At 59.7% G+C, this 22,216-nt stretch carries 24 protein-coding genes; 11 read left to right on the forward strand and 13 right to left on the reverse strand.

The features are described 5' to 3' along the window. Positions 1–108: 108 nt before the first annotated feature. The 7 genes from Q1A59_RS00425 to Q1A59_RS00455 all read left to right on the forward strand — a co-directional run bounded on the left by Q1A59_RS00425 (position 109) and on the right by Q1A59_RS00455 (position 4,754). Positions 109–936 carry a response regulator transcription factor gene (locus Q1A59_RS00425; RefSeq protein WP_298402187.1) on the forward strand — a complete coding sequence of 276 codons (828 nt, stop codon included), beginning with the start codon at positions 109–111 and terminating at the stop codon, positions 934–936. Positions 937–1,080: 144 nt separating this feature from the next. After that, positions 1,081–1,635 (forward strand): hypothetical protein, encoded by a 555-nt coding sequence (locus Q1A59_RS00430; RefSeq protein WP_298482630.1) that lies wholly within the window; start codon positions 1,081–1,083, stop codon positions 1,633–1,635. Further along, positions 1,608–1,940 carry a hypothetical protein gene (locus Q1A59_RS00435; protein WP_299643333.1) on the forward strand — a complete coding sequence of 111 codons (333 nt, stop codon included), beginning with the start codon at positions 1,608–1,610 and terminating at the stop codon, positions 1,938–1,940. The genes Q1A59_RS00430 and Q1A59_RS00435 overlap by 28 nt, the downstream gene beginning before the upstream one ends. 84 nt (positions 1,941–2,024) lie before the next feature. Next, positions 2,025–3,014, forward strand: coding sequence for a hypothetical protein (locus Q1A59_RS00440; RefSeq protein ID WP_299643336.1), 990 nt, complete (start codon positions 2,025–2,027; stop codon positions 3,012–3,014). A gap of 16 nt (positions 3,015–3,030) precedes the next feature. After that, positions 3,031–3,837 carry a hypothetical protein gene (locus Q1A59_RS00445; protein WP_298402179.1) on the forward strand — a complete coding sequence of 269 codons (807 nt, stop codon included), beginning with the start codon at positions 3,031–3,033 and terminating at the stop codon, positions 3,835–3,837. An 83-nt stretch (positions 3,838–3,920) separates the two neighbouring features. Further along, complete coding sequence (locus Q1A59_RS00450; RefSeq protein ID WP_298402177.1) at positions 3,921–4,145, forward strand: hypothetical protein; 225 nt, start codon at positions 3,921–3,923, stop codon at positions 4,143–4,145. A gap of 153 nt (positions 4,146–4,298) precedes the next feature. Then, positions 4,299–4,754: a SufE family protein gene (locus tag Q1A59_RS00455; RefSeq protein WP_298402175.1), complete on the forward strand. Its 456-nt coding sequence runs from the start codon at positions 4,299–4,301 to the stop codon at positions 4,752–4,754. Here the strand turns inward: Q1A59_RS00455 and Q1A59_RS00460 are convergent. After that, a complete protein-coding gene (locus tag Q1A59_RS00460; RefSeq protein WP_298402173.1) occupies positions 4,751–4,951 on the reverse strand; it encodes a hypothetical protein in 201 nt (66 codons plus the stop codon). The two genes, Q1A59_RS00455 and Q1A59_RS00460, sit on opposite strands and share 4 nt — an antisense overlap. Before the next feature lie 244 nt (positions 4,952–5,195). On the opposite strand from Q1A59_RS00460, the gene Q1A59_RS00465 reads away from it, so the two are divergent. After that, positions 5,196–6,665 carry an aldehyde dehydrogenase gene (locus Q1A59_RS00465; protein ID WP_298402171.1) on the forward strand — a complete coding sequence of 490 codons (1,470 nt, stop codon included), beginning with the start codon at positions 5,196–5,198 and terminating at the stop codon, positions 6,663–6,665. A 401-nt stretch (positions 6,666–7,066) separates the two neighbouring features. Beyond that, a complete protein-coding gene (locus Q1A59_RS00470; RefSeq protein WP_298402169.1) occupies positions 7,067–7,984 on the forward strand; it encodes an MBL fold metallo-hydrolase in 918 nt (305 codons plus the stop codon). A gap of 104 nt (positions 7,985–8,088) precedes the next feature. On the opposite strand, the gene Q1A59_RS00475 is transcribed toward Q1A59_RS00470, so the two are convergent. The 6 genes from Q1A59_RS00475 to Q1A59_RS00500 form a co-directional block, all read right to left on the reverse strand. Beyond that, positions 8,089–9,279, reverse strand: coding sequence for a M20 family metallopeptidase (locus Q1A59_RS00475; RefSeq protein ID WP_298402167.1), 1,191 nt, complete (start codon positions 9,277–9,279; stop codon positions 8,089–8,091). 107 nt (positions 9,280–9,386) lie between these two features. Continuing rightward, positions 9,387–10,916: a PAS domain S-box protein gene (locus Q1A59_RS00480; RefSeq protein ID WP_298402166.1), complete on the reverse strand. Its 1,530-nt coding sequence runs from the start codon at positions 10,914–10,916 to the stop codon at positions 9,387–9,389. A gap of 279 nt (positions 10,917–11,195) precedes the next feature. Further along, complete coding sequence (locus Q1A59_RS00485; RefSeq protein ID WP_298402165.1) at positions 11,196–11,948, reverse strand: anti-sigma factor; 753 nt, start codon at positions 11,946–11,948, stop codon at positions 11,196–11,198. 29 nt (positions 11,949–11,977) lie between these two features. Continuing rightward, complete coding sequence (locus tag Q1A59_RS00490; RefSeq protein ID WP_298402163.1) at positions 11,978–12,589, reverse strand: sigma-70 family RNA polymerase sigma factor; 612 nt, start codon at positions 12,587–12,589, stop codon at positions 11,978–11,980. A gap of 35 nt (positions 12,590–12,624) precedes the next feature. Then, the gene (locus Q1A59_RS00495) at positions 12,625–13,473 is read right to left on the reverse strand and encodes a RibD family protein (RefSeq protein ID WP_299643344.1); all 849 of its coding nucleotides are present in this window, start codon (positions 13,471–13,473) and stop codon (positions 12,625–12,627) included. Positions 13,474–13,483: 10 nt separating this feature from the next. Next, positions 13,484–14,152, reverse strand: a complete 669-nt coding sequence (locus Q1A59_RS00500; RefSeq protein ID WP_298402159.1) for a phosphatidylserine decarboxylase — start codon at positions 14,150–14,152, stop codon at positions 13,484–13,486. A gap of 212 nt (positions 14,153–14,364) precedes the next feature. Here Q1A59_RS00500 and Q1A59_RS00505 point away from each other — a divergent pair, with 212 nt between their 5' ends. Then, complete coding sequence (locus Q1A59_RS00505) at positions 14,365–14,766, forward strand: cyclic nucleotide-binding/CBS domain-containing protein (RefSeq protein ID WP_298402158.1); 402 nt, start codon at positions 14,365–14,367, stop codon at positions 14,764–14,766. Positions 14,767–15,065: 299 nt separating this feature from the next. On the opposite strand, the gene Q1A59_RS00510 is transcribed toward Q1A59_RS00505, so the two are convergent. The 5 genes from Q1A59_RS00510 to Q1A59_RS00530 form a co-directional block, all read right to left on the reverse strand. Further along, the gene (locus Q1A59_RS00510; RefSeq protein ID WP_298402157.1) at positions 15,066–17,051 is read right to left on the reverse strand and encodes a hypothetical protein; all 1,986 of its coding nucleotides are present in this window, start codon (positions 17,049–17,051) and stop codon (positions 15,066–15,068) included. Beyond that, complete coding sequence (locus Q1A59_RS00515) at positions 17,048–17,428, reverse strand: EamA family transporter (RefSeq protein WP_298402156.1); 381 nt, start codon at positions 17,426–17,428, stop codon at positions 17,048–17,050. Before Q1A59_RS00515 ends, Q1A59_RS00510 begins: the two co-directional genes overlap by 4 nt. A gap of 41 nt (positions 17,429–17,469) precedes the next feature. Further along, positions 17,470–18,084 carry a class I SAM-dependent methyltransferase gene (locus Q1A59_RS00520; protein WP_298402154.1) on the reverse strand — a complete coding sequence of 205 codons (615 nt, stop codon included), beginning with the start codon at positions 18,082–18,084 and terminating at the stop codon, positions 17,470–17,472. A 184-nt stretch (positions 18,085–18,268) separates the two neighbouring features. After that, on the reverse strand, positions 18,269–18,982 hold the full coding sequence (locus Q1A59_RS00525; protein ID WP_298402152.1) for a class I SAM-dependent methyltransferase: 714 nt from the start codon (positions 18,980–18,982) through the stop codon (positions 18,269–18,271). A gap of 247 nt (positions 18,983–19,229) precedes the next feature. Beyond that, positions 19,230–20,234 (reverse strand): fumarylacetoacetate hydrolase family protein, encoded by a 1,005-nt coding sequence (locus Q1A59_RS00530; protein ID WP_298402150.1) that lies wholly within the window; start codon positions 20,232–20,234, stop codon positions 19,230–19,232. Positions 20,235–20,838: 604 nt separating this feature from the next. On the opposite strand from Q1A59_RS00530, the gene Q1A59_RS00535 reads away from it, so the two are divergent. Then, positions 20,839–21,492, forward strand: a complete 654-nt coding sequence (locus tag Q1A59_RS00535) for a hypothetical protein (RefSeq protein WP_298402148.1) — start codon at positions 20,839–20,841, stop codon at positions 21,490–21,492. Positions 21,493–21,594: 102 nt separating this feature from the next. Here Q1A59_RS00535 and Q1A59_RS00540 read toward each other — a convergent pair. After that, positions 21,595–22,216, reverse strand: a 622-nt coding sequence (locus tag Q1A59_RS00540; protein ID WP_299643351.1) for an FHA domain-containing protein, incomplete at its 5' end; no start/stop codon positions are given.

Raw genomic sequence — 22,216 nt, forward strand, 5'->3', positions numbered from 1 at the left:
TCTAAGGAATACTCTTCTGCATACCGTTGACCATGCTACCAGCTCATGCTATGATAAGCCAATAATAATCCCAACTATAGTCGTAATCGAGACGGAGCGCAAATTCTTATGACGAACCAGCCCCGGGTGTTGGTAGTTGATGATGAGCAAAATATCCGCTTGACTCTGAATGCCTTGCTCAGCCGGGCCGGTTATTCAGTGACCACGGCGGCCTCCGGTGAAGAGGCGGTGGCGCTATTTGAGCGGGAGTCGTTTGATCTCATGCTGGTCGATTTGCAGATGCCCGGCATGAAGGGAATGGAAGTCGTGGCCAAAGTGCGCGAAGCCGGTCATGATGCGATTATTATCGTCTTGACCGGGCACGGTTCGCTTGATTCGGCTATCGAAGGCATCCGGTTCGGAATTTTCGATTATCTGTTGAAAACAAGTGATCCTAATCAAATCTTGGCGCGCGTGGCTGCTGGTCTCGAAGAGCGGGCTGCCCGTCGCCGCCAGAGCGATCTGCTTGATACGATCGGCGCGGCAGTGCAAGAGCTGACTGGCGGCAAGGTGGCGGTTACAGCGCCGCCAGCGGCACCAGCCCAGCCGGCAGCGACCCCGCCGCTGCCAGCGCAAGCCGAACCGGCTGGACGCACGCTGACAATTGGCCCGCTGACGCTCGATACATGGCATCAGACGGCGACGCTCAATGGGCGTTCCCTCAACCTGACGCCGACCGAGTTTCGCCTGTTGCTCTGCCTTGCCGAGCATGCCGGGCAGATGCTGTCGTATACCCAGTTGGTGCGCTGCGCGCAGGGTTACGATACGACCGATCTTGAGGCGGGTGAGCTGATTAAGCCGCATATTCACCATCTGCGCCAAAAGATCGAACCTGAACCGAGTGCGCCGCGGTATTTGTTGAATGTGCGTGGCAAGGGGTATATTTTGCAGATTTAAGTGTCAGCCCGTTGCAGTTAGATGCATCACCAATAGCCAACGACTGGCACCCTTCGCTACAGCTAAGGTGAGCGCCGGTGCATTGCAACGGCACTGCCGGTTAGGAACAGCAGCATAGCCAATGGGAGGATCTAGTTCAATGGCGTGAATGCGAGCCGCGGCGAGTACGCCCACGAGCCACTCGCAATCGCCGAGTTTGCTCGCCTGATCCTCGGTGAACGGCCATCGCCCGATCAGATCGACCCCGACCCTGAACAGCGCGCCGCGTTGCGCGAATGGCATCTTGCCGATGCAAGCGGCACGTTTCGTGCGAAGGAAGGGGTTGATCCCACCGATCTGGCCGCAGCCGGTTGGGGCGTGATCTTTCCGGCTACGATTGACGCGGCGCCGTTGCGCGAGGCGTTGCAGTGGCGACAGGTGCAAGCTGGCCCGCGCTACCGCGAGTGTTTCGGTCCGCAAGGCTATCGGCCCGGCGAGGGCAAAGCTGCGTTTTTACGCTGGCAGGGTGGGGCGAGCGGGCCGGTCGATCCCGATCGGTTTCCCTATTATCTGTTGTTGGTCGTTCGCCTGAAGCAATTCCTTTCCGTTTTCAGTACTAGCTCGATGTGCAGTATGCGGTCGGGCGTATTCACTTCGATACGCTCGAGGAATACGCCGCCTATGCCCGCAGCGTGGTACAGGCCGAACGCGACGGCGTAGCTCTGCCGCGGCGCATGGTGTTCGCCGGCGTGCAGTATCCTGACGATATGGCGACTAGCCGCAGTTTGCATGGTTTGGTGCAACCGCTGGTCGCCGAATTGGCCAACCATCCACCATGCGGCGATTGGTTGTTTGAGTTGATTGCCGGTGCCGAAGCCACCAAAGACCGGCTGCTCCACTTGTTGTACGCCGAACCGCCTACCTTGCTCTTCACCGCTAGCTACGGCGTCGAGTTTGAAGCGGTTGACCCGCGCCAGTTACCTCATCAAGGCGCGATCTTGTGCGCCGATTGGCCCGGCCCGTAGGCATGGCGCAACCGCGCGATCCCGCTGCAGTTTTACCTCGCCGGTGACGACATCGCTAGCGATGCCTCGTTGCAAGGCGCGTTCGTGTTTCAGTTTGCCTGTTTTGGAGCCGGATGCCCACGCGACGACGATTTTCCCCATCTGCGCGGCGTTCGCTCAGCCATGGCGCCGCATGCGTTTGTCGCTAGTTTGCCCCGCCGTTTGCTCGGGTTGCCGCGCGGCGGCGCGCTCGCCTTTATCGGCCACGTCGAACGAGCGTGGCCATTCTCGTTCAGCGATGCGCGCGGTGGCAAGCAGATCGAGACCTTTAGCAGTGCCTTGCGCCGGTTGCTCGTTGCCGAGACGCCGATCGGCTATGCGCTGGAGTTTTTTAACGACCGGTACGCCGAATTGGCGACAGTGCTGACCGAAGAGGTTGAGAATGCGCGCTGGGGCCAAGCTTCTAATCCGGTTGAGTTGGCGACGCGCTGGACTGAACATAACGATGCTCGGAGTTATATCATTGTTGGTGATCCAGCGGCGCGGCTGTGCCCGCGGGCGGAGACTGCGCCGGTAGTCGAGGCGCCACGTTTGGCGAGTACGCCGGTTGGGGCCGAGCCGCCGGTCATACCGCCGCCAGATGTACGGGCAGCAGCGCCGGTGCCCGCTGGCAGCCTGCCGCCGGAGACACCGGTCATTCCGATGGCGCTGCCCGATGCCGCAGCCAGCTTTGGCTTATTCGGCAACAAATTAGCCGAAGCTATGCAGAAACTGATTGAGTCGTTGCAGCAATTCGGCGAGCGGTTGGCGGCACCCTTGCAGCAGGTGATTACCGATGCGGCTCATCTGGAGGTTGAGACCTACGTCGCTGAAGTGCCGGAGACGATCAACTACCGGCAAGGAGATTTCCGCGGCGCAACGCTGCGTGCCGTCACTCACATGAGCCTTGACGGCGACACACAGGTGCCGGTGCCGCTCGGCGATGAGGGGGTTGATGAGCACTTGTGGTCGATTCACGTCAGCATGGTGCAACAGGCACAAGCCAACCGGGCCGAGATGGGCGGGCGATTGCGGCGGCAGCGGCAGGTCTGTTAAGCTCATTGCAAGGCAAATGGATGCGGTCTTTACCGTTATCGAGCCGTTGCCAGCAGCCATTGCGCCGCCGGGGCCGTGGCAAGCGCAGGCTGTTGGCAGCTCTTTTTCACGTGGCGAGCAACCCGATATGATCTGGCAGGCGCGCTTGCCGGACGAGCCGGCGGTGGCGCAGGCGGCCTTGCGCGCGGCGCTAGCCCAGCTTGGTGCGCACGAGGTGGCGCTGGCTACGGTCGAGCAACGCTTGCAGCGAGTAGCGAGCGGGGCCATCAGTTTTAGTACGGCGCTGCCGCCTGCCGAACAAGCTTTGCTGAACGGGTTGTGGGCAGCGCAGTCGGAGGGGGTAAGTTTTGGCTTGAGCGATGCGCTGCAAGCGCAGTGGCAAGCGGCGCAAGAGCAGATTGTGGCCCTGAGCGTGCAGGCCCGTGAGGCGCTCGACGGGTACGCAACGGTCGAAACAGTGCAGAGCGAGCGATTGATTGGGTGCATGCGGATCAACCGGCACGGCGATTCACGTTCGCTGCTGATAGCCGATATCGATACCACCCAAGCAGCGCTTCACCATCAAACGCTGGCGTTGGCCCTCCGCTCGCGCGCTGGGCTGTTGCGCTTGATTCGGGTTGGTTGGGCGCGGCGCAGCGATCGTCGCAACCATGGTTGCGTCACCGGCTGGCGCAGTCATGGCGCTGCCGGCAGTCTGGCAATTTGTGCAAGAAGTATTGGCCGAAGTGCGCCAATCGATGGTATGATGCCTGTAGAGACGCTGCACCGCAACGTCTCGCCACTCCCGCACCGCATAAGGAGCATTGTGATGCCAGCGAACTAGAAAATTCGATCCGCAGCGCAGCGGCAAAAGTGGCTGCTTACGTGGCTGATGCGGCTGTAATGGAGGTCACGACGTCGTAAGTCGTGGTGGGGCCATTCGTCAGTGCTGAAACGCCGCTCCCGGCGGCCAAGACCATCATCCGGCTCGATGGCGATTGCGAAGCGACTGTGCCGATGCGGGAAGGGCCGGGTGGCATCCTAGAGGTTGACAGCAGGCTATTCGAGATTCATCAGGCCAATGTCGCCACTGCAACTGAATATCGCGCGCGGGTGTTGGGCGCGTTGATCGGCCTGTTGCAACGGCGCTGAAACGGTGGGAATGGGGAATAGGAACGTAGGGAGTTGAAGCCGAATCCACGCATACCTGTCACCGTATCATCGTGGCGCTAGATGTTGGTATGCCTTACCTTGCGGTATGATGCAGGACGCTATTTTGTTGTTCATTGACACGGAATCAGCAGTATGAACGATCACACATTCATCCCGCCGCGGCTAGCTGAGATCGCGGCTGATTTCAGTGCAGCCAGTCGTGAAGAGAAACTAGAACTTCTGCTGGAATTTTCTGATCAACTGCCACCGTTGCCGCCCGAATTGCGTGATCACCGCGGGATGGAACAGGTGCATGAGTGCATGTCGCCGGTGTTTGTAATCGCGCAGCGTGACGGTGAGCGGATCGTCTACCATATCGATGTGCCGCCGGAAGCACCGACGATCCGTGGCTTTGCCGCCATCTTGCGCGAGGGGATGAACGGCCTAACCCCCGCGCAGGCGTTAGCCGTGTCGAGCGATTTCATCCAGCAGATGGGATTGCATCAGGTGTTAAGCCCGCAGCGGTTGAACGGGATTGGTGCGCTGCTGGTCTATATGAAGCGGCAGGCCTTGCGCCTGCTAGAGCAAGAATCGGCAGGGACGGCTTAAACGCGGGCGTTGCGCAGGGCTTGGGCAATGGTGTTGAAGACCACCGCCGGCCGGCGACCATCGGCAATGCCAAGCCGGTAGAGCAATGCGCGGCGGTAGACGTGCGGTGAGTCATGCACGAGCCGGCAGCGCCGCCGGCGCCCTTGGCAGGTTGGGGGAGCAGTAGTCGGTTCAGAACCAAACAGCCGGATAATCATTTGAGGTCTCCACCATTTGTGCTATTGCTCACAATCCTACTATAGAGGTTGTACTCCGTTCCGTCAAGCTGACAAACGATGGCATTTCCTTTACAAAAGCTGTGATCATGCTGAACAATTAATAAGAGCCGCTCCTGTCGTTGCAGCGGATGCAAACATTTCATACTAGCCCACTCTGTGTTCCGTTGCACCCGCTGGAGTGCAGGATACATCCACCTTTATTCAAGCGAAACAAGGAGGTTTCATGCCAGCAATGCTCATTAACGGTCAATGGCAGGCAGCAGCACAAGGCGAAGTCTTTCCGGTGCATAACCCGGCCACCGAAGAGGTGATCGAGTACGTACCGCGGGCAACGGTTGCTGATGCCGAACAGGCGATGATTGCTGCTGAACGGGCGTTTCGTGAGTGGCGGCGCGCGACGGCGCATGACAAGGCCCATGCCCTGCACGAGATTGCTCACAAGATGCGGGTGCATGCCGAAGAGCTGGCGACGTTGTTGACACTGGAGGGTGGCAAGCCGCTGGTCGAAAACCGCGATGAGATTGGCTGGTGCGCAGCCTGTTTTGACTATTACGCCGAGTTGCAGCGCAACACGCGCGGGCGGGTGATTCCGTCGGTTGAGCCGACCCAACTGGCGATGGTGTTGAAGGAGCCGTATGGGGTGGTGGCGGCGATTGTGCCGTGGAACTATCCATTGTTGCTGATGTCGTGGAAGGTGGCGCCAGCGCTGGCTGCCGGCAATACGGTCGTGCTCAAGCCAAGTGAGATGACGCCGCTGGCGACGTTGCGCTTCGCCGAATTATGCTGTGATCACCTGCCTCCCGGCGTGCTCAACATTCTGACCGGTTTTGGTGATGTGGGCCGCGAGCTGGTGGTCAGCCCGCGTACCCAGATGATCGCGTTCACCGGCAGTTTTGCCACCGGGCGCGAGATCGCCCGGCTGGCCGCCGAGCGGGTCAAGAAGACGCACCTCGAATTGGGCGGCAAAGATGCGTTTATCGTCGCCGAAGACGCCGATCTCGACGTGGCGGTGCCCGGGGTGGCATGGGCGGCGCTGCTTAATGCCGGCCAAGTCTGCACCAGCACCGAGCGGGTCTATGTGCATGAGTCGATAGCTCGCCCCTTCACCGAGCGGCTGGTGGAGTTTGTACGCTCGTTGCGGTTGGGACCGGGGATGGATCCTGACACCGACATCGGCCCGCTGATCGGCGAGAAATACCGCGCCAAGGTTGAGGATCACGTCGAAGAGGCACGGGCGCGCGGCGCGACCATCTTGACCGGCGGAAGACGGCCGCCGCAATTCAGTCGCGGCTTCTTCTACGAACCGACCGTGCTCACCAACGTTGATCACAGCTTCCGCATTATGCGTGAAGAGACCTTTGGCCCGACGATTCCCATCATGACCTACCGCACCTTTGACGAGGCGATTGAGCTGGTCAATGATTGCGATTACGGGTTAGGGGCCAATCTCTATACCAACGATCCGCGCAAGGTCAAGCAGTATTACGAAGAGGTCAAGGCCGGCACCTGCTGGGTCAACGATCCCCTGACCGACAACGATGCCGGGCCGTTTGGCGGGATGAAGTTTAGCGGCGGTGCACGCGAGTTGGGTGAAGAGGGGTTGGAAGAATTTCTGGAGACCAAGCACGTCCATTGGGATTTCACCATGGCGCGTAAGCCGTGGTGGTATCCGTATGGCCGCCAATCATCGTAAATCGCCAACCATACTCGTAGAGTCGCACGGCTGTGCGACTCCAACTATGTCATCACAGTACATGATGTATCGTACCGCTAGGCGGTTCGCACCAAACCGTGCCGGCAGGGTCTTTAGGCCGGCTGTGCGGTTCCCACCATGCCACAACAACGCATAATGTAGGTAGTGCCGTGGGGCTTGCATCATACCGTGCCTCGGCAGGGAGTCGCACGGTCGTGCGGCTCCCACCGTGCTATAACAACGCATAATGTAGGTGTTGCCGTGCGGCTCCGGCCATGCCGTGCTGCATGAAGGTAACGCCACAAATCAGTGTGGCGCTGACCATGGTTTTGCGTTCGCCGTTGCTGTGCATATAATACAAAAAATCCAATTTTGTACCAGAAAGGTGTTGTCCAAACCGTATGGATGTCTACCCCACCCCACCCGATGTTGCTCTGATCGATATCTACCATCTTGGTCGTCCACACGTGATCGGTACCTTCCTACTGCTCGGTGATGAGCCAGCGCTGGTCGATCCGGGGCCGGCCAGCACGTTGCCGGCGCTGAAGGCTGGTCTTGATGCGCAGGGTCTCACCGTAGCCGATTTGCGGGCCGTGGTGTTGTCGCACATTCACCTCGACCATGCGGGGGCGACCGGGCTATTGGTGGCTGAAAATCCGCATCTGGTCGTACACGTTCACGAGCGTGGCGCGCCGCATCTGATCGATCCGTCACGTCTGCTCAATAGCGCGGGCCAACTGTACGGTGATCGGATGGGGGCATTGTGGGGCGATGTGCGGCCGGTTGCGCCGGAACGCATCCGGGTCTATACCGGCGGCGAGACGTTGCGGCTCAATGGTCATACCTTGCGCGCCTTTGACGCTCCCGGCCATGCCAAGCACCATCTGGTTTGGTTTGATGAGTCAAATGGGGTAGCGTTTGTGGGTGATAATACCGGCGTGCGCTTGCCCGGCGTGCGCATGACCCGTCCGGCAACGCCGCCGCCCGATGTCGATCTAGAAGCGTGGGGACGTACCCACGATCTGATCGAGCGGCTGCACCCGCAATGGTTGTGCCTGACCCACTTCGGCGCGTATGACGATGTGGCGTTTCATTTGGCCGATGCCCGCTTGCGGTTGCGGCAGTGGGCCGAGATCGTGCGGCAGAGCCTGCTGGCCGGGCATGACGAAGCGACTGGTGTTGCGGTGCTTGAGGCGGCGCTGGCTAACGAAGCAGCCACCCTCTCGCCGGCTGAACAGGCGGCAATCGTGCAGCAGACCGGCCCGCTCACCCTGAGTTGGCGCGGCCTAGCGCGTTACTGGCAGAAGCTAGGGGGATGAGAGGCGGGATAAGAATAATAATAGGACACGAATTTGCACGGATCCGAACAACCGTCAGAATCCGTCTGATTCGGTATTAATCCGTGTCCTATTTCCACCACTCTCTACAACGTCACCTTGCCGCGCAAGAAGCGCAGGGCCGTTTCAGCCAAGATCGCCGTGCCCACCGGCAGCGCGCGCTCGTCAATGTCGAAGATAGGCGTATGGTGGGCGCGCATAATACCATCATCAATGGCAGCGCCGAGCATCAGCATCGCGCCGGGAGCCTTCTTGGTCATATAGGCAAAATCCTCGGCTCCCATACCGGTGCGCGAACGGTCAATGGCGTCAGGGCCGAGCAACTCACCGGCCACATCGCTCATCCATTCCGCCACCCGTTCGTCATTCCAGCCGGCGGGGTAGCCACGAGTAATCTTGACCTCGGCGCTGCCGCCAAAGGCTTCCGCCACGGCAAAGGCCCGCTCGACCTCGCGGGCGAGTTTGGCCCGTACCTCCTCGCTGAAGCTGCGCAACGTGCCTTGAACAAAGATCTCGCTGGGGATGACGTTGGAGGCATGACCGCCGCGCACCGTGCCTACACTCAGGATCGCCGGTTCCATCGGATTGATCAGACGGGCGCGGATGCCGAAGAGTGCATTAAGCACATGCGACAACATAAAGACTGGGTCGGTGCCAAGATGCGGGTAGGCGCCGTGGCCGCCGGTGCCGCGGATGTAGCCCTTGAAATCGTCCACCGCGGCTGATGTCCAGCCGCCGCGGATCGTGACCTGCCCCAGCGGCAGGGTCGAATCGACGTGGAGGGCGATCACGGCATCAACCCCATCGAGCGCACCCTCTTCGACCATGCGCAGACCGCCACTCTTGGCCTCGTCATCCCACCCCTCTTCGGAAGGCTGGAAGAGGAAACGCACCTTCCCGCGCAGGTTCTCGGCGGCGAACCGCTCGCGCAAGAGGTGGGCGGCGCCGAGCAGCATCGCGGTATGGGCATCGTGACCGCAGGCATGCATGACGCCGGGGTTGGTCGAGGCATATTCGACCTGATTTTCTTCGAGAATGGGCAACGCATCCATATCGGCCCGGATCGCGATCACTGGCCCGTCGCCATCGCCAAGCTCACCGACCACGCCAGTCTTGGCTACGCCGGTTGTCACCTTGATGCCGCCGATCTCGTGCAAGGTGTCAGCAACGAGCGCCGCAGTGCGGTGCTCTTGAAAACCGAGTTCGGGGTGAGCGTGAATGTCGCGGCGAATACGGACAATTTCAGCGGCCAGCGCGCGAGCGCGTTCGAGCATCATAGCTCTCTCCTTAGTTTATTACTCAACACGAGCGATCCTCGTGCATCCTCCCGAATCCATAGCAACAGCGGTAACAACGCGCGTCCCGCCGGTCGTCCAAACAATGGTCACCCGATGCGCTGTGTGCGCGGACGGGCTTTTTCTGGCCGGCTCAGTGCGTAGACGATACCGTCTTGCAGGGATGCCATGGTGCGGATATGGCTGAGATCTAACCCCAAACCGACGATGGTCTGCGCGACTTCAGGGCGGATCCCGGTAAGCAACACTTCTGCGCCAAGCAAACGCACCGCTTGCGCCGAGCGCAGGAGGACATTGGCGACTTGGGTATCAACCACTGGCACGCCGGTGACATCGAGAATAACAATGTGGGCACCGGTTGTATTTACCCCTTCAAGGAGTGTCTCAATGATTTGCTGAGCGCGCATACTGTCGATACTGCCGATCAGCGGCATCGCAATCACCCCCTGACTGATCGGCACGATCGGCGTGCTCAATTCGCGCAGGGCGGCTTGTTGGGCGGCAATGATCCGCTCGTTCAGCACTTGCCGCTCTTCGGCGGCCTGCTGCTCAGCAGTCACATCACTGATAAACCCCTCTATAGCTAACAACCGGCCCTGATCGTCGAATACTCCAGAGCCACGCTCCCACAACCAGCGAATGTCCCCATTGGCGTCACGAATACGGTACGTTACTTCATACTGCCGTTGCTGCGCCAAAGCAGAATGGATACTTTCACGAACTGCCTCGCGATCGTCGGCAACTATCAAGTCAGGAAAGCGACGCCGAGGTCGTTGCTGATCGGTCTCAATGAAATCGTTTGCCGGATAGCCGGTGACGTTGATTGTCCCTTCACTGAGAAACTCAGCAATCCAGCGCTGCTCTGCTTTTTTCACTCGATAGGCAATGCCGGGCAAATTGCGGATCAAGCTATCGAGCCGGCGCTGGCTTTCGCGCAATGCCTCTTCAGCACGGATCTGATCGGTAATGTCTTCGGTTTGCGACAACCAACCGGCGACCCGGCCATCAGGATGGTAGAGGACGGCGTTGTACCACTGGCAGATGATAATCCGGCCATCTTTGGTGATATTGGCGTTCCGGCTATTAGCGGCTTGCCCGCTCAGCAGCGCGTTCACAATTCCTTCAACATGCTCACGGGCAAGGTTGGGCACGAGTAGTTCAATCGCATTCTTGCCAATCGCCTCGGCGGCGCTCCAGCCAAAAATACGCTCGGCAGCCGGGTTCCAGCGGGTAATGATGCCATATTCGTTGGCTTCGAGCGTCGCTAATGGCGAGGTACGAAAGCTCTGCTCAAGGCGCTGGTTGAGCATGTGTTCGCGCCGTAGTAATGCTTCCTCTTCGGCGATCAAAATTTGCTGTGCGGCTGCAATCATATCAGCGATGGGACTAGCAGCGGCGGGTTGATCGCTCAGTAGTTTAGTTGCTTGCCGACGGGTGGCGTCGAGCCGCTGAAAACCGGTTGCAATTGAGCCTTCACTTCTAATCACGGCGAGCAAATGCGAGGGGTCGTTCGTGCTGAGCGCGTCAGCTAACGCGACAAGGAGGGGGCGGTCAGGCGAAGGCACGTGGGGGCACCAAGCGCGCAGTGCGTCGGCTATAGCAAGATGGTCAGCAATCATACCAGCGGTTCCTAATACCCAAAGAGGCAAGGGTGGCTAGTTTTGCTAAGTATAACACATGATAGCTATATAGATGATTGAGCAAATACTGATCGAAACATTGCGAGTTGATGGCAGATCGAGGCAATTATGATGGGTATGGCAAAGAGATCCCGCCTAGTTTGTTGAGCTTGATGAGGGCAGGATATGCTACGTTACAGGCTGCAGTAAATAATGATAGAGTGCGACAGCTAGATTGCCGCACTCGGTGAACCCAAGGTCTTGTTGCCAGACAAGCGGTTACTCAGCCTTGCGGCGCACGAACCAGACTCCGGCGGCAATGAGGATCAGAATAGCCAAGACCATCACGACCGGCAGCGATGGTGGGCTGGGCGGTTGGGTTGGGGGCGGTGCTTGGCGTTGCGCATCTGGCGGCGGGCCAGCGTTACCTCCCGCTCCCGGCGCAATCCCGTCTGCGCCGCCTCCCTGCAAGGACTGTTGCATCACCGTCGATTCTTTTTCGGTAGTGGGCTCGCTAGCTAGGATGGCAGCCGTCTCTTCAGTAGCTTGCCCGTTGCGTTCATTCATAGCGCTAGCCGCTGCGGGCGCTGCCGCCGCTTCGGTTTGGTCGATCCTTGCGGAATCCATTGCAGCCGGTGCCGTTTCCGGAGCCATCATCACCTGTGGTTGGTCGGGAGGGGAGGCGCCACTGTTGAGGCGCAGCACTTGCCAACCAATGAGCATGACCAGCGCCAGCGCGGCCAACCCGCTGAGCGGTTGCAACCAGCTCGGCCAAGCAAACCGGCGCGGTCGCATGCCGGCCATGTCTGGGGTGAGCGTAAATGACCGAGGTGGCGTGACCCATGGCTGTTCACGCAAGAGATCGCGGGTCGCGCGTAGTTCAGCCAGTTCGCGGCGTAGCCGCGGCTCACTCGCCAGACGTTGCTCAAGCGCAGTGCGGTCGGCGGGGGCTAATTCGTTATCTAGATAAGCCGAGAGCAATTCAAGATCGCGCTCTGGCAATTCTGATTGAGGGGCTGGCGACGTTGTCATCGATTTCTCATTCGGCTATCAGCCGGGTGTCACTTTGGTGTATTTGACTCATCATCTAGACGAAATTTTGCTGGCAAGAGTTCCCCTGCGCGCAAGATATCGCGCAGTTTGGCTCGTGCCCGGCTCAACCGCGATTTCACCGTGCCCAATTGCACCCCGGTAATCTGCGCAATCTCCTCATAGGCTAACCCCTGAATATCGCTCAGGATAATGACAATGCGCTGGTCTTCTGGGAGTTCGGCTAACCCTTGTTGGATGGCAGCGCTCAATTCTTGCCGTACCACCATATCATCGAGGCTCTCACCCGGATCGGGCGCCTCGGTGCGGGTGTTGTCATCTTCGTTATTTGTGCTATCAAGCGAAACTGCTGGTCGCCGTTTGCGCGCGCGCAGTGCGTCGTAGCAGGCGTTCGTGGCAATCCGCAATAGCCATGCTTTGAACACGCCGCCGCGAAAGCTGCGCACATTGCGAAAAGCGGCAATAAAAGCGTCTTGGGTGGCATCGGCGGCTGCATCGGCATCACCCAACATGCGATAGCAGAGGTTGTAGATGCGCGTCTCGTACAGCCGCACAATCTGGTTAAATGCATCGAGGTCGCCCGCTTGCGCCGCGCTGATTAGGCGTTGTTCTTCGTTTGCCATGCAATCGCTCGTCTCCCGTGCCAGCCTGCGCTCTATTATACCGTTTCGGTAACCGTTGCAAAGTGCAATTGCGCGCGTTGGAAGAGCATATCGCCGGTGCGCCGGAGACTGATCAGACGTAGCCGCGGCGGATGTTGCGGGGCAAACCCAACGCCTTCGACCAAGCCGGGCCGGGGTGGCGCTGGTGGGGATGGATTGCCTACGATGATGGGGCTAAGCGTCAGAAAGACTTCGTCAATGAGTTGGGTGAAGAGCAGGGTGCCGTAGGTGCGCCCGCCGCCTTCGCTGAGGAGGGTGCGAATGCCGTAGCGTTGGCGCAGCGTTGCGAATGCAGCGGGCAGATCGATGTGGTTGTCAGCGCCAACTAGACACGTGAGTTGGGGGTGGGTGGCGAGCGCGCGTTCGGCGCCGTGGGAAGTGGTGATGAGAAAGAGTGATCGTGGCAAGGCAAGCGCAGCCGTCGCCGGCAACACACCGGTTGCCGAGAGGATCACCAGCGCCGGTAGCAGTGGCCGCTCTTCGCTGGCGCGCAAGGCGGCAAAAGCCGGCCAATCAACCAATTCCCCCGCTTCCCAACGATGGCGGCGAGCAGCGCGCAGGGTGGCGGCCCCGACGAGGATCGCATCGGCGCGAGCGCGCACCAATTCCATCAACCAGTGGTCGTGACGGCTATTGCGGCTGATCGCATTGCCGCTATTCCAACCCGGCTGGTTGAACGCGATCCGGCCATCGTGCGAGATGACGAAGTTGGTCCATACGGCGGGACGGTGCGCAGGAATTGTGGGCAGTCGCCAATCGCCGCTGTAGATGGCACGCAGCTCTGGCGGCAAACCGGGGCCGTGGTTGGGTTCCTCTTCAAACAAGAGGGTAAAAGGACTGATCATGCAAATGCGCTCAGGCTACCACCGCCCCGAGCCGGCTCCGCCCGGCGAGTGTCCGATCACCCGGCGTCACCTGCGGTTCGAGCATATCACGCTGGATGTAGAGATCAACTTGCCCGCCAAACCGGACACTGGCGATGCGGGTGCCGGCGGCGAGGGTTGCGCCTTGGGTTGTCTCGCAGCGCAACCAACGCCCCAGTGGCGCGGCAATAATTGAGAGTAACACTGGCCCCCAAGCGGTCTCGATACCGATGTAGAGGCGTTGGTTGCGTTCAGGAGCTTGCGGATCGCGCAACGGGCGGTAATCACCCCTGACCTGCTCGATGTACGCGACCCTGCCGGCGATCGGAGCACGGCAGATCGGTACATCTAGCGGGCCGATCACTGTGGTAAGGCGGAGACAATCGCTATGAACGAAGCGATGTTCATAGACTTCGCGCACACCTTGGATGCGGCCATCGGCAATCGCAAAGACGGTGCGCGATTCGTCGGGCGGAATGCGGCGCGGATTACGGAAGAGTGCCGCTGCCAAGGCCGTGAGCGCCAAGGTTGCTGGCACCAACCGTGGTCGTAGCCCAAGGGCAAGACCGGTCAAGCCCAAGCCGATGCCGACCACGGCCGTCGCTTCGGCATCAAGGCCGGGCAGGGAAGGTTGGCGCTGATTGGTCATTGACTCTGGCATACATTTACCCGACGACTTGTGAAAGCATAACTCACGATGGTGTGATTCTAGCATGAAGGGGCAGCCTGCGCAAATGCTTTTCAGTTGTGACTATGGTTGATATGATGCAAATTACACTGACCACTTTCCATATTGACGCGGTGTGTCAGATTGATTAAACTATAGCAATCATGATTGGTTGCGGAATCTTTGTGTCGTGAAAGGAAGGTCCCATGGAGCGGACGGTTGGCGAGGTGATGCATGTTGGTGTGTTGACCTGCCGGCGCGAGACCCCGATCCAAGATGTCGCCCGTCAGATGTCAGAGCAGGACATTAGTGCCTTGGTCGTCGTTGATGATGAGGGATACATGGTTGGTCTGGTTTCGCGGACCGATCTGGTCAATGCACGTTTGTATGAACAGTATTGGAAGCATTGGCGTGGTTTGACAGCCGGCCATATTATGATTACTGATGTAGTTTCGGTTACACCGCAAGACACGCTAGAGCATGCCAGTCGCCTGATGATGGAACGCCGGATTCATCGGGTGGTGGTGGTCGAACCCGGTGAAAAGGGGATGCGCCCGATTGGTGTGTTGTCGGTGACCGATGTGGTGCGCGATATTGCCAACGAGTAACAGCGGGTTGCTCTATCGCTGCAACGCGCGTAAGGGCGGGTTTCAAACCCGCCCTTACGTGCTAGACGCGGGGTGCTAGCAGCCTTCAGCAACGTCCCTTCGCGGGCCAGCGGCCCGCGCTCCGAGAGAAGAGGGCGGGTGGCCCGCCCGCCTGTGACCCGTTCCAAGGGTAGTAAGGGGAGCGCAGGCAGCCTTTAGCAACGTCCCTTCGCGGGCCAGCGGCCCGCGCTCCGTGGGATAGGGAAGCACGGACGGCTTGATCGCCGGTCGCGGCTCGTAAGCAGCACCAAACCCGCAATTCAATGCAGATAATCCCTGATCTGACTAACCCACAGGAGTGCTCCCTGCCCGATAATTGCCATCAGCCACACGGCGACAGCAACACGCCCCCATGCGGCGCGCGCAGCCAGCCGGTCAAGTGCAATGCCAGCCGGGATGCACAGTGCCGGGTAGAGGAAGAGCATCCAGCGCAACCCTTGATCGGCGAAGAGGAGCAGGACAAGGCCGCTGAGCGCGCCGCCCCACCACGCGCCGAGCAGCCAGCGAAGTGCGGTCGTCGTTGGTTGCTGGGTGCGCCAGATAATCCAAAGACCGATCAGATTGGCCAGCGCCAACCCCAACGGCACCGGTAATCCACGCCGTTGCGGCGGTTGCAAGCCGGTAAGGGCAAGGAGGGTTTCGGTGGTGATCTGCACCGGCGTTTGCCCGCCGATCGCCCCTTGCCCCCTCCGCCCGCTGATCAGTTCGAGGTATACTGGTGTGGTGTACATTATGATCAGGGCCAACGCTACCCCCCCAGCAGCGGCGATGAAGAGGCGGGCCGGCGTGACGATTGCCGCTGACTGCCGCCACGCCAACAACCATGCCCAGCCGATCAGGAAGCCAAAGCCGAGCGTCACGCCGGAGTGGGCCATTAAACCGGCGGCAATCGCGAGCGCCAAGCCGCTTAGCGCCAGCCAGTGGCTTCTGTTCGCTGCTGTGCCAAGACTAAGCCCGAGCAACGCCGGCACGATCAGGGCTTGCCCGCCCACGTTGGCCAGCTCGCCAATCGCCAATGCTTCGAGCGCTTGGGTGGCAAACAGGTAGCAAGCGGCGCTCAAGAGTGCGGCCCGCTGCCCGAATTCGGCTTGCCGTACCCACCACCAGATTGCTACACAAAAGAGACTATCAAGGGCAGCGGCCACGATCGTCACTAATAGCCGGCGAGTGGCAAAATCGTCGCCAAACAGGATCTGGAAGGGGAGGGCTATGAGGTAAAAACCGGCTGGATACGGCGCTAAGCCCCCGCCGGCTTCGGCGGGCAGGCCGGCCGTGAGAAAGACGTGACCGAGACCGAACCGCAAGAGGTTATTCGCGTGAAATCCAGCGTCGCTGCTGATCGCATGCGGGTGGAGCAAGCCGGCCAAGCGCACAATGAGGGCGAGCAGCGCCAGCCCAATCGCTGGCCGCCATGCCACTTGCTGCGGCCAGCGCAGAGCGAGGCTCACGCTGACAGCGGTTGCGCCGGCGCTTAGCGCCGCCAGAATCGGTGTCAACAGCGCAAATGCTGGTCGCGCCAGCGCAATCGCCATGATCGTCGCCAAGCCGCCGATGCCGATGACGCTCAACCCCCACCGGGGCGAGAGCGCAGACATTTGTCCCCACACCCATGCTGCCGCGAGGGTCAGCCCAATCCAGCCGAGTTGGCCCCAATCTGGTGCGCGCCAGCCGCCGATCGTCTGCACGCGCACCTCGCGCAGCAAGAAACCCAGTACGCGCGGATCGCCGGCTGCTTGGAACGAATCGCTGCGCATGACCAGCCGTACTGTGCCGTCTGCCGGCAAGAGCATCATATAGCGCCGAATCTGCCCTACTGGCAGCTCAAAGGCCACTGGCGGCGCAGTGCCGGCCTGCCATTCGGTAGCAGTTGGCGCACCGTCAGGCCTCCCGCCTTGCGCGCGTACCTTCACCAGCCAGTATCCACCGCCAAGGCCGGGCAGGCTGATCACACTCGCCGGTTGCGTCCAGCGGTAGGGGTCAGCAGCGCCGGGCAATTCCCACCATGCTGCCACCGACGGCAGTGCTGGTTCGGAAGCATGCACCATCTGCAAGAAGGGAGCATCGTCCTCGCGCCGGCGGGTAAGCGGATCGCCGCCAACGGCAAGGTGGACGCTGAGCGGGGTTTGGTAGGCTGCGCCACACCCTAGCAGTATCAGCGCCACTAAGAACAAGGCAGCCTGCCAATTCCGGCGCACCTGCGCTACTAGCGCAACAGGCGGTTCTGCGATGACTTGCGCCGGAGTCACGACTTGCCGCTCCCCCACGTAATCACGATCACGCCGATCACAATGATCATGGCTCCCACGAGACGCATTATCGTGATTGGCTCGTTGAGCAAGACTCGTGAGGGGATCAGGATAATGACATAATTAAGCGCCAAGAGCGGATAGGCGAACGAGAGATCAACCCGTGAAATGACCCCCAGCCAAAAGATGGCTCCGCCAAAGACGAGAGCAAAGCCGAGAATGACGCGCCAGTCAGTGAATGTCGCCCAAAGCACCCGCGGTTCGAGCGAGAACGCGCCAACGTGAGTTGTAACGTGGTTCATGCCGATCTTGAGCAACACCTCACCCGTTACAGTGAGGGCGCTGGCCGTAATTAATAGCGCGAGCACCAGCAGCATAGTACGCACTTTGGTTGAGACAGCGAATAAAGGTTTCATCATCATGGTCGCCGGCGGAGAACATACACGGCGTAATCGCAAATTCCAGATCGGAGGTGATAGTTGCGCGCGATATCAAAGCCATCGCCGAACATCGCCTGATAATCGGCATCGTGCCGGATATAGCCGCCGCGATCGAGCGCATGCATGAGGTGGCCGAACGGATTTTGGCCGGGTGGCGGCGGCGTATCTTCCATCACCAGCACTGTGGCCCCCGGCCGCATCACCCGGTAGACTTCGCGCATCACAGTGTGGGCAGTGGCGTCGGGCAGATGGTGTAATACGCCAAGAATGAGACCGGCGTCAAACGTCTGATCGGCGAACGGCAGCGCGTCGCCGCTGGCGGCAAGGTACGTTCCTGGCCGGCGTTGGATCGCAAAACGGAGATAGGTGAGCGATGGATCAATGCCGACATAGCGATGCGGTGGAAAATCGGCTGCAAACTCGCCGGTACCGCAGCCGAGATCAAGAAACCGGCGGTGGTCGCCGCGCCACGGGCGCAGCTCGCGGGCAATGGCTAGATGTTCGCCGGTAAAGCCGGCTTCGGCCAGCCAGCGCAGTCGGTTCCACAGTTCAGGAGTGGCGCTTAAGCGGTTGAGGACAGGATTAAGCATCATAGTTAACCAGTCTTCAATTGAGGCACCGGCAATGGTAGCCTGTGCTAGGCCGTTGCTGGCGAAATGTCGATGTGCATACGACGATCATCACATCCGTAGCGAGGGAGGCAGCCCCTATAGCAACCTTTGTCGCAGCCGGAGTGATGATACCGGTTGCGATGACGCAGCAGTGAGCGTGATTACGTTATACCCGCGCCAGCGCAACGATAGACAACCCAAATGGCCATTTCCCGCCACGCCCAATGTACGCCGCTTCGAGCATCATTGGCAGGCGTAACGCAGCATTGACCGGGCGCGAGGGCAACTCCATCGCCGACGCAGTCTGCGGTTCCGGCAACACCCGCTCAAGTAGGCGCACCGCTGCCGAGATCGGGAAGAGCAGAGTTAGCGCGTAGGTAAGCTGTTCGACGGTAAAGCCGTTCTCACGCAGCAACCGCGCTACTTCGCCAGCAGTGTAGCGGTGGCGGGTATGGACTTGGCGATCATGGCGCGAGCGCAGCCATTCGTAGGCCGGCAACCGGATGAGCAGCCGGCCATCACGGCGCAAGACCCGCCGCATTTCGGCTAGCGCCTGCCGCTCGTCGATCACAGCGCGATGATACAACACATCGAACGATGTGACGAGATCAAAGCTGTGATCGGCAAATGGTAGTTGCAGTACCGACCCGCGCGCCAGCCAGCCCGGAATGCGTCCGCGCGCGAGCGCGAGCGCTGCGGTGGCGAGATCAAGCCCAACCACGGTGCCGTAACGGCGCAAGAACAGTGCGTCGCCACCCGTGCCGCAGCCAGCATCGAGGATGCGCAGATCGCGTCGTCCGCCAAATACACGGTCAAGCATCGCGGCATTGATAGCCCGCATGCCGCCGTACCACCAGTGTTGCAGCTCGACCGCTGCCATTGTTGTGTACTCGTTCTTTTCCATAACCGGGGCGGACTATACCAGATGGCGGGCAAGCTGGCAAGTGGCGCTATGTCTAGCCGCCCGTTTCTGGGTTGCAGTGCGCCGCTATGCCGTGTGCAGTGCAGCGCATTCTGCTGTCGGTTACGGTGACGCTATTCCCCGCAATCGCGAGAACGATACCAATCGAGAATTGAAAAAACAGCCTGCTCTCCGCTCGTAGTCGTGCATGGGGGTTACTCCAACTCTACCCCAACCCAACCGGCGAGCGCAACTGCCCCAGTTCAGTGCATTCGATCACGACCTCGTCGCCGGCGCGCAACCATGGGCCGTCGTCGCCAAACAGATCAAGCAGACAGCCGCCGGTGGCTACGCCACTAACGATCACCTCACCGGGGTAGAGCATCGTATTACGGCTGGCAAATGCGATCAGCTCGGCGAACGACCACCGCATGAGCGCCGTATTGGCGCGGCTCAGCTCACGACCGTTCAGCAGCAGCCGCAATTCCAGCAGCAACCGGCCATCGTCATCGCGGTAATATTCTAGTTCGTCGGGCGTCACCAGCCACGGGCCAAGCGAAGTGGCGCGATCGCGCGGGCGGAGTGATGCTACCAGTGGATCGCGGATCGTCCACGCATTGACCAACAGATAGCCGGCGATGTACGCATCGGCATCTTCCGGCGCAATATCGCGCCCGGCCCGTCCGATGACGCATCCAAGCGCCATACCGCAATCGAGCGGTTCGGTCATTGGCAGCTCGATCGGTTCGTCGGGGCCAAGGATGGCGGTATGGCTGGCGAAGCGAAATGCGGGCCAGTTGCGGTCGCCAATCCAATACCCAGCCGCTTGGCGTATCATCGCAGTGCGATCATCGGTGAGCGCATCAAACTCGCGCAACGAAACCACTTGCGGCAAAGGGGCGACAAAGCGTACTTGGGTGGTCGGGATTACCAGTGCCGTATCGCCGATGGTCAATCCCTCGTGCCAATTGAACTCGCCGAGCGGCGCTTCTGACGGATCGGCGCCTCCCATCACATTGATCACCGCTTGTACGATATCGGCGGCGGTAGCGATGGTGACATCGGGGTGATCGCCACGCAACAGTGAGAGCATATCCCACTGCGCTGCGGCAGCCTCTTCGCTGACCAAAGCCGCCCCTGCGGCTACATCGATAATCGCGTCGCCGATCATTACCCCAGCCTGCGCGGTTGTGCCAGCAGGCGGAATGAAACTGACCAATCGCACTGTCATCTCCTTACATCGAGTAGATACGGCCTACTTGTCCGCAGACCATCGCCGTTGTTGCGCGAGAGCGGTTGGTGCTTAGCTCTGCGCTGCGCTCTGCTATCGCAGCAAGCTCTGTCGAAGGCGTGCGCGATCCACCAAACAAATGTCGTTGCCAAACTCTTGTCCTTCCACCCTCACGCTCGACGTGCCAAGTGCATCAACGGTTGCAATAGCGATTAGCAAACCTCAAGCGCATGCGCTTGCTTGCTGACGGAGATGGTCTCGCCAACTGCGGTGGTGCGCAATGCAAAGGGAACGATCATCGAACATGTTACTGATAGCTTTCACCTGTGATTTGCAACCATGCTCACCGTGCAATGAATGATGGAAGCAATTGCCAATGTTGGTGTAAGGGCTGCAATGCTCAGCGCCACAATGATAGCACCATATCGGCAAATAATTTCGTCCGGCTTCAATGGCCTAGCGACAGCGAATGAAGTAAAGATGCACACATCTATGCCCCAATTTGTTCACTTTTCCTCTAGGCAAGCGTTCTTGGATGTGGTAATATATTTCATATAAACAATACTTGTACATGGTGATCAAAAGCACATGGAGCACGAACATCATGGAGTACGAGCTGACCGAACAAAGCGCCCTCAGTCATTTAGATCAGTACATCTTGCTCTACTGGCTCATCTCGTTAGTCATAGGCATCCCCTTGTTGGGTGATTGGCTGAAGAGTTGGCATGTGCCTGTGACCTTGGCGAACCCGTGGTTTGTGGTGTTCTTGCTGGCTAGTTTTGCCTTTAGTCAAGTCTTGTATGTGCTGGTCGCTCGCCATGATGGTCGCCCATTCCTGTGGGGGCCAACCGTGATATTCAGCATTGGCAACGGTGTGATCGAGACGTTTGCCTTTGCAGTGGTATATCGGATTGGCGCGTGGATCGGCGACGGAATTGCGATGCAGTTCTGGCCGGGGATGGTGGGGCCGCTCGGTTTTGCGATTGGGTTTACTGCCTTCGTCATTTACGGCGGTGTGATTCATGGTATGTTTTGGCTGCAATACCTGCCGCCCCATCTCGACGATTCGCCGCAATCGATGCGGATTCGCAAGTTGCGCCCACTCGCCGAGATGGCGCTCGTTTTGGGTTGGAGCCTCTGTTTTTATCTGTATCAAGATATCTGGACGGTGATCTTCATTCATATTTTGGTCGATCTTGGTTTGATGCTGCGCGTCCGCCCGCCAGTCTTTCTCGGCGCCAGTCGGTGGATGGCGTAAGCGCGGGTTGGTAGTCCATCTTGCGCTCGATGGATGGAGTGCGGCAGTCTGACTGCCACACGTTGCTGGTTTTTTGCTTTATTCCCCTTTGTTGATTGCGGATCAGATTTTGACCAGCCGTAAGCGCACTGTGGCGCCGAGCCAGATATCCTCATCGCCAACCAGTGTTGGCGTGTGCGGGCGTAGCCGACGCCGGACGGGGCCGCAAAAGATGCCGGAGGGACTGGCGAGATCAACAATGTGGGCCTGTTCCTCGGTCAGCATGAGGTGCGCATGGCGCAGGGCAATATCTGATCCCAAGACGATCATATGGCAGGCGGGATCGCTACCGGCTGTGAGCATGCCGGTAGGCAACGTCAAGATTCGATCGCCCTGCTCATCGGTAATGTGGGCTTGCCATACAGGAGTAGTCGGCGATGGGGTTGGTCGTGTCACAACGCGACGCGGACGCCGTATAAGCCGCACGCCGAGGAGTGCGGCAGCAACCATGCCAAGACTGAACAAGCTATTCAACCACAGAGGCGTGGTTGTACTAGCAACGACTAGTGCGGCGCGCTGACCGCAGCCGTACACTATCGCTGATGATGGCAATGCGCCGTCGAATTGCGCGCGCCAGCGCCCCGGCGCGAGTGCAGTGATGGTTTGTGGGAGCTGCGGCGGCGCTTCTTCCGCCCATACGCGCAGATCGTGCGGGGGTGAGGAGCAGCCTACCAGCAGCGCCCAT

The organism is uncultured Chloroflexus sp. (assembly GCF_937951745.1).
Lineage (GTDB): Bacteria > Chloroflexota > Chloroflexia > Chloroflexales > Chloroflexaceae > Chloroflexus.

Coding starts and splice junctions, on each gene's coding strand:
- Q1A59_RS00465 (WP_298402171.1), top strand. CDS start 5,196: ATGCCAGCAATGCTCATTAACGGTCAATGGCAGGCAGCAGCACAAGGC.
- Q1A59_RS00535 (WP_298402148.1), top strand. CDS start 20,839: ATGGAGTACGAGCTGACCGAACAAAGCGCCCTCAGTCATTTAGATCAG.
- Q1A59_RS00470 (WP_298402169.1), top strand. CDS start 7,067: ATGGATGTCTACCCCACCCCACCCGATGTTGCTCTGATCGATATCTAC.
- Q1A59_RS00500 (WP_298402159.1), bottom strand. CDS start 14,152: ATGCCAGAGTCAATGACCAATCAGCGCCAACCTTCCCTGCCCGGCCTT.
- Q1A59_RS00485 (WP_298402165.1), bottom strand. CDS start 11,948: ATGACAACGTCGCCAGCCCCTCAATCAGAATTGCCAGAGCGCGATCTT.
- Q1A59_RS00520 (WP_298402154.1), bottom strand. CDS start 18,084: ATGATGCTTAATCCTGTCCTCAACCGCTTAAGCGCCACTCCTGAACTG.
- Q1A59_RS00475 (WP_298402167.1), bottom strand. CDS start 9,279: ATGATGCTCGAACGCGCTCGCGCGCTGGCCGCTGAAATTGTCCGTATT.
- Q1A59_RS00495 (WP_299643344.1), bottom strand. CDS start 13,473: ATGATCAGTCCTTTTACCCTCTTGTTTGAAGAGGAACCCAACCACGGC.
- Q1A59_RS00525 (WP_298402152.1), bottom strand. CDS start 18,982: ATGGCAGCGGTCGAGCTGCAACACTGGTGGTACGGCGGCATGCGGGCT.
- Q1A59_RS00445 (WP_298402179.1), top strand. CDS start 3,031: ATGGATGCGGTCTTTACCGTTATCGAGCCGTTGCCAGCAGCCATTGCG.
- Q1A59_RS00480 (WP_298402166.1), bottom strand. CDS start 10,916: ATGATTGCTGACCATCTTGCTATAGCCGACGCACTGCGCGCTTGGTGC.
- Q1A59_RS00490 (WP_298402163.1), bottom strand. CDS start 12,589: ATGGCAAACGAAGAACAACGCCTAATCAGCGCGGCGCAAGCGGGCGAC.
- Q1A59_RS00505 (WP_298402158.1), top strand. CDS start 14,365: ATGGAGCGGACGGTTGGCGAGGTGATGCATGTTGGTGTGTTGACCTGC.
- Q1A59_RS00460 (WP_298402173.1), bottom strand. CDS start 4,951: ATGATTATCCGGCTGTTTGGTTCTGAACCGACTACTGCTCCCCCAACC.
- Q1A59_RS00515 (WP_298402156.1), bottom strand. CDS start 17,428: ATGCTGCTGGTGCTCGCGCTATTAATTACGGCCAGCGCCCTCACTGTA.
- Q1A59_RS00530 (WP_298402150.1), bottom strand. CDS start 20,234: ATGACAGTGCGATTGGTCAGTTTCATTCCGCCTGCTGGCACAACCGCG.
- Q1A59_RS00455 (WP_298402175.1), top strand. CDS start 4,299: ATGAACGATCACACATTCATCCCGCCGCGGCTAGCTGAGATCGCGGCT.
- Q1A59_RS00425 (WP_298402187.1), top strand. CDS start 109: ATGACGAACCAGCCCCGGGTGTTGGTAGTTGATGATGAGCAAAATATC.